A 5,566-nucleotide genomic window follows, 5' to 3' on the forward strand; every position below is an offset into this window, starting at 1 on the left:
GCTCGTGGTCCGGCGCGGGGAGGCCGAGGCGGGTCAGATCGCCGACCAGCGCGTCGATGACCGCGCCCGGGTCGTCGGGGAGCGTGACGCCCGCCGGCGGCCGGCCACCGTAGTTCAGGAAGACGTCCAGCGGGACGCCGAAGATGTGCTTGGGGACGTACCGGTACCCGCGCCGTACGCTCAGGAACGCCTTGTCGGCCCCGGCCGCCGCGTCGCAGGCGATGTCGACCCCGGAGTTGCCCGCACCGACGACGAGCACACGCCGTCCGGCGAACGCCGAGGTGTCGTAGTACTCCGACGAATGCATCAGCCGCCCGGTGAAGGTGTCCTGTCCGGCCAGCTCGGGAACGTTCGGATGCCAGGTGACACCCGGCGCCACGACGAGGGCCCGGTAGCGGCGCTTCCCGCCGGCGACCGTCACCTCCCAGGTGCCGTCGTCGAGCAGTTCGGCGCGCTCCACCTCGGCGTTGAAGGTGATGTGCTCGTACAGGTTCTCGGCCTTGGCGAAGTGCCGGATGTAGTCGAGGATCTGCCGCCAGGAAGGGTAGTCCGGGTAGTCCTCGGGCATCGGGTGGCCGTAGAAGCCGCTGGTGTACTTCGAGCTGATGAAGTGTGCGGTCCGGTAGATGGGGCTGCCCTCGTTCGCCGGGTCCCAGATCCCGCCGACATCGGAGTGCTTCTCGAACAGGTCGAACGGCACTCCGGCGTCGCGCAACTGGCGGGCGACGACCAGCCCTGAGGGTCCGGCTCCGACGATGCAGACGCGCATTTCCCGTTCGGTCATGTCGTTCTGGTCTCCTGCTCTGGATCGGATCGGTCGCCCGGCCGCCCAGCGGCTCGTATCAGTGGCGACCGCGGGTGAGCGGTGCTCTCACAGATTACTAGGGCGCTTGCCCTAGTCAATAGCCCTAGGGCAAATGCCTCACTTTTGTCGGCACTGGGCGGCGGTACGCGCCTGGCACGGGCTCCGGCGTGTGGGCCGCGCGGGCCGCGCGGGATCGCCCGCGACCGTGCTTCAGGTCCGCTGTCGAGGCGTCGGCCCTGGCCCGGGGGTCTTTGTGGCCGGTACGGGTGTGGCGGGCGGGTGCGGGTGCGGGTGCGGGTGCCGGCGGGCGGCTGCGGGGTGGTCCGGAGCCGGAGCGCCGACCGGGGATCGGCGGGGGCCGCCCTGTGGGATGCGATCACATCGCGACCACATCTCGATCGCACCGACCGCTTCCGCGAGGGTCCTGGCGGTCACGGGCGGTGTGGGAGGCACGGGGCGCCACGGACGTGCCACGGACGCGCTACGGGTGTGGCGGTCAGTGCGGTTGGCGCAGTCCCGCGACGAGGAGTGCGACCAGTCGGCGTGCGTCGTAGCGCGGGTCGCTGTCGGCGCCGATGCAGAGGTTTCCGATGCCGCGCATGAGGTGGTAGGCGTCGATGCCGGGGCGGATCTCACCGGAGGCGGCGGCAGCGTCGAGGAGTCGGGTGCACACCGGCAGGAGCCGGTCGAGGAAGTAGGTGTGCAACGTCTCGAAGCCGGTGTTGTCGGTCTGGAGCGCGGCCGCGAGGCCGTGTTTGGTGACCAGGAAGTCGACAAAGAGGTCGACCCACCGCCCCAGGGCGGCGTGGGGTGTCGGGCCGGCCGCCAGCAGGCTGGGCCCGGCTTCGGCGCAGGCGTCGACCTGGTGGCGGTAGACGGCGATGACGAGGTCCGCCCGGGTGGGGAAGTGGCGGTAGACCGTGCCCACCCCGACGCCCGCCTCGGCCGCGATGTCGCGTACCGGCGCTTCCACGCCCGAGGCCACGAACACCGCCGCTGCCGCGTCCAGCAGGGTCTGCTGGTTGCGCCGGGCGTCCTTGCGCCTGGATCCGGCCGCGTTCTCCGCGCTCCGGCCGCCGTCGTTCACCGCGACGCTCCTTCCGTGCTGCCGCACAGCGGAAGAGTCTTCCGTATCGTCGGCGGAGCGAGGTTCCGTTTCAGCCATGATGGCAGACCGGGGACCGGTCATCCACCGCCGCCCCGCTGTCGCCGGGCGGAAGCGCGCGATGAACACGGCTATCGGTCCCGGGGCGGCACCGGCCGGCGGGTGGCGGCCACCGCAATGGCGGCGGACCCCGACCCGCTGGGGGGAGCCGCGGAGCACGTGGGCGACCGGGTCGACGGCGAGGGGTGGGTGTGTGTCATGTCCGGTCAGCCGTACATCGCCACGCGGTAGAGAGCCGCGAGCGCGTCGTCGATGGGATGCGGCTGCGGCCTGCCCGATGAGTCGAGCCTGTTCCACCTCTGCGTGTTCACCGCGACGGCCATCTGCCGCTTGCCGTCGGCACGGGTCATGGCCAGCGTTCCGGCACCCCAGACCGTGCCGCCGTGGCCCCAGAAGGTGCACTGGCCGGGAGCCTCCATCGGGTGCAGGCCGAGACCGTAGTCGATCGTCAGTCCTTCATGGGAGACGACCGGGACGGTACCGCGCAACTGCTCCAGCGACGACGGGCCGACGATCTCGCCTGCCAGCAGCCTGCCGAAGAAGCGGTTGAGGTCCGGGACGGTCGATATCAGCGAGGCCGCCGGCCCCACCCACGACATGTCGTAGACGCTGTAGTCGCGTGGCGGGTCGATCATGCCGAACCACGCCTCGTAGATCTGCGAGTGCGGACCGCTGATGGACGTCTCGGTGGGGAAACCGGTGTCCCGGAGCCCGGCGGGCTCGATGATGTTCCGGGTGATGTACCGCTCGGCCGTGGTGCCGGTGACCTGTCGCAGGAGTTCGCCGAGGAGCAGGTAGTTGGTGTTGGAGTACACGCCCGGCGTGCCGCCCGGGGGGCCGGCCGAGGGTGCGGTGACTCCCATCTCGATCAGTTCGGATGGGTCGAACCGCGTGAACCGGTTGTCGTCGAGGCTCTCGGGCCCGGTGTCCGCGACGGCGGGGAACGCCCTGAGGGAGGCGTAGGCGTAGGGGAGGTACTCGGCGAGGCCGCTGGTGTGGTTGAGCAGCATCCGGACCGTGATCGCGGCACCGGGATCTCCGGGGACCAGCGTCGGCAGATATCGGCCGATCGGCGTGTCCAGGCCGATCCGGCCGCTCTCGGCCTGCTGCAGAACCGCGGCGGCGGTGAAGGTCTTGGTGACGCTGCCGACGCGGTGCCGCATATCGGCCGTGACGGGGCGGCCGGTGGCGACATCGGCGACTCCGGCCGCGCCGCGCCAGACCTGGTCGCCGTCACGCACCTCGGCGAACAGGCCGGGCACCCCGGCGCGGTGGACGTTCTCCATGGCGGCGTTCAGCGCCGCGGGATCCAGAAGGTTCCTCATCACACGCGTCCTTTCGCTGTGCCCGGGGTGCGCTCCACGCCGGTCGCCCGAGCCGGGTGACAGGGCACGGGATGCACCGGCCCGCCTGCTGCCGGGTGCCCCTCGTACACTCCTGCCTCCATTATGCACGCAGTGCGTGCAACACCAAGTGCATAGGTTAGGCTGGGGTCCGGTGAGAGGAGTTGGGATGGCAGGCCGAAGGCGCTGGTCGACCGACGAGATCCTGGAAGCGGCGGCGGAGCTGCTGCGCACGAGCGACGCCGAGTCGTTCAGCGTGCGCAAGCTCGCCGCGGCGCTCGGGACCGATTCCTCCAGCCTCTACCGGCATTTCCGCAGCAAGACGGAGCTGCTGCGGGCGGTCGCCGACCGGATCCTCGTCGCCGCCATGGACGGCTACCGCCCCGAGGGCGACTGGCGCCAGCGCATCACGGCCCTGGCCCTGCGCGTGCGGGAGTCCTTCGGTGAGCAGCCCCAGCTCGCCGCGGTGTGGGGGCGCTACGCGTCGGGCGGCACCGGTTCCCGGCTGGTCATGGAAGAGGTGCTGCAGGCTCTGCGCGCGTCGGGACTGCCCGACGAGGAGATCCCGGCGGGCTACCACCGGATCGCGGTCCTCATCGCCGCGCTGATCGCTTCCGATGCCGGGGTCAGCACCGTCACCCCGGCCGAGCGCGAACAGGGCATGGAGTTGTTCCGCGTCGCGGTATTCGGCGCCGACCCCGAACGCTTCCCGGCCCTGGCCCGCTTCGCCCGTGACGTCCGCCCTCTCGGGGCGGACCGCCGCGCCGCGTTCGAAGACATTCTCGCCGCCCAGCTCGCCCACATCGAGGCCGCGATCCCGCCAGGCGAGCCGACCGGCTCGGGAGCGGCGGGAAACAGCCGTCCGCCGACACCCACCCCGTGATCACGGGGGCCATCAATTGTCACAGCGCTGTTATATTAGCGCTGTGACATCTTCGGACCCCACAGCCGTGCCAGATCCCTGGCAGTCGCTGCACCAACTGCTGGCCACCCTGGACGCAGAGATCGAGCAGGTCTACGTCGGGCGTGGCATCGAGGGAGTACGGCCGAGGTTCGCCTATCCGCTGATCCGGCTCGCCCACACCGGACCACTGACCATCCGCCGGCTCGCCGAGTCCCTGGACCGCTCGCACTCCGCGACCAGCCAGACCGTCGCCGCCATGCGCCGAGCGGGCCTGGTCACCTCCGAACCCGGGCCCGACGCCCGCACCCGGCGGATCGACCTCACCGAACGGGGCCGGTCGCTGGTGCCGTTCCTGGAGGCGGAGTGGCGTGCCACCCACGCGACAGTCGCGGAGCTGGACAGCGAGATCCCGTACGCGCTGACCACCGTCGTCGAGGAGCTGCGGCGGGCGCTGGAACGCCGGTCGATGCGGCAGCGGATCCTCGGCCACCTCGTCGAGCCACCGGGATGAGGTGGCGCGTCCGGTTCCTCGACACCCGCCCGCTGCGGAGCAGCCGGCCGTTCCGCGACCTGTGGATCGGCTCCTCGACCTCCCAACTCGGCTCGCAGATGACCACCGTGGCGGTGCTCGCCCAGGTCTGGGATCTGACCGGCAGCCCCGTGGGCACCGGTGCCATCGGGCTCGCGACCGGTCTGCCGATGGTGCTGTTCGGGCTGCTCGGCGGCACACTGGCCGACTCGGTCGACCGGCGCGCGGTGGTGCGGGCCACCACCGCGGGCCAACTGCTGGTGGCCGCGGGACTGTGTGCCCAGGCCCTGGCGGGCAACCGCAACGTATTCCTGCTGCTCGCCCTGGTCGCCGCCGGGACCGCGTGCAGTGCGCTCGGCGCCCCTGCCCGGCGCACGTTCCCGGTCCGGCTGCTGCCCGCCGACCAGGTCGCGGCCGGTCTCGCGCTGACCAACCTCTCCTTCCAGGCGGCGATGCTGGCCGGCCCGGCGCTGGCCGGCCTGATCATCGCGCGCTGGGACCTGTCCGCCGCCTACGCGGCGCAGGCCGCGGCCGTCACGGTCTCGATGCTCTCGGTGCTCCGCCTCCCGTCCATGAGGCCCGAGGGCGCCGGCGCGAAGGGCGCCGGGCGCCGACCGGAGCGCGGCGGCTGGCGGATCGTGCTGCGCCGCCCGACGCTGTGGGGCCTGATGGCCACCGACCTGGCCGCGACGCTGCTCGCCATGCCGGTCGCGCTCTTCCCGCTGGTCAACGAGATCCGCTTCGACGGCGATCCGCGGACGCTCGGCCTGTTCCTCTCGGCCGTCGCGGTCGGCGGGATCACCGCCGGCCTGCTCTCCGG

General features: G+C 71.7%; 6 protein-coding genes. 3 read left to right on the forward strand and 3 right to left on the reverse strand.

Annotated features, from left to right (window positions below; all coding sequences use genetic code 11):
• From ACWF94_RS31815 to ACWF94_RS31825, 3 genes are all read right to left on the reverse strand, one after another.
• Positions 1-784, reverse strand: a 784-nt coding sequence (locus tag ACWF94_RS31815; protein ID WP_453496347.1) for a flavin-containing monooxygenase, incomplete at its 3' end; no start/stop codon positions are given.
• A gap of 517 nt (positions 785-1,301) precedes the next feature.
• Entirely contained in the window at positions 1,302-1,892 is a 591-nt protein-coding gene (locus ACWF94_RS31820) for a TetR/AcrR family transcriptional regulator (protein ID WP_453496350.1), read from the reverse strand.
• Positions 1,893-2,176: 284 nt separating this feature from the next.
• The gene (locus ACWF94_RS31825) at positions 2,177-3,295 is read right to left on the reverse strand and encodes a serine hydrolase domain-containing protein (RefSeq protein WP_453496353.1); all 1,119 of its coding nucleotides are present in this window, start codon (positions 3,293-3,295) and stop codon (positions 2,177-2,179) included.
• Between the two features lie 187 nt (positions 3,296-3,482).
• Between ACWF94_RS31825 and ACWF94_RS31830 the strand changes: the two genes are divergently transcribed.
• The 3 genes from ACWF94_RS31830 to ACWF94_RS31840 all read left to right on the forward strand — a co-directional run.
• Positions 3,483-4,196, forward strand: a complete 714-nt coding sequence (locus ACWF94_RS31830) for a TetR/AcrR family transcriptional regulator (protein WP_453496356.1) — start codon at positions 3,483-3,485, stop codon at positions 4,194-4,196.
• A 43-nt stretch (positions 4,197-4,239) separates the two neighbouring features.
• Complete coding sequence (locus ACWF94_RS31835; protein WP_453496359.1) at positions 4,240-4,728, forward strand: MarR family winged helix-turn-helix transcriptional regulator; 489 nt, start codon at positions 4,240-4,242, stop codon at positions 4,726-4,728.
• On the forward strand, positions 4,725-5,566 hold an 842-nt coding region (locus ACWF94_RS31840; protein WP_453496362.1), incomplete at its 3' end, for an MFS transporter. The genes ACWF94_RS31835 and ACWF94_RS31840, both read left to right, overlap by 4 nt.

The sequence above is a fragment of the Streptomyces sp. NPDC055078 genome, assembly GCF_053607985.1.

What these genes read in the sequence shown, in the direction of transcription:
- ACWF94_RS31825 (WP_453496353.1), bottom strand. Translation starts at nt 3,295, where the DNA reads ATGAGGAACCTTCTGGATCCCGCGGCGCTGAACGCCGCCATGGAGAAC.
- ACWF94_RS31830 (WP_453496356.1), top strand. Translation starts at nt 3,483, where the DNA reads ATGGCAGGCCGAAGGCGCTGGTCGACCGACGAGATCCTGGAAGCGGCG.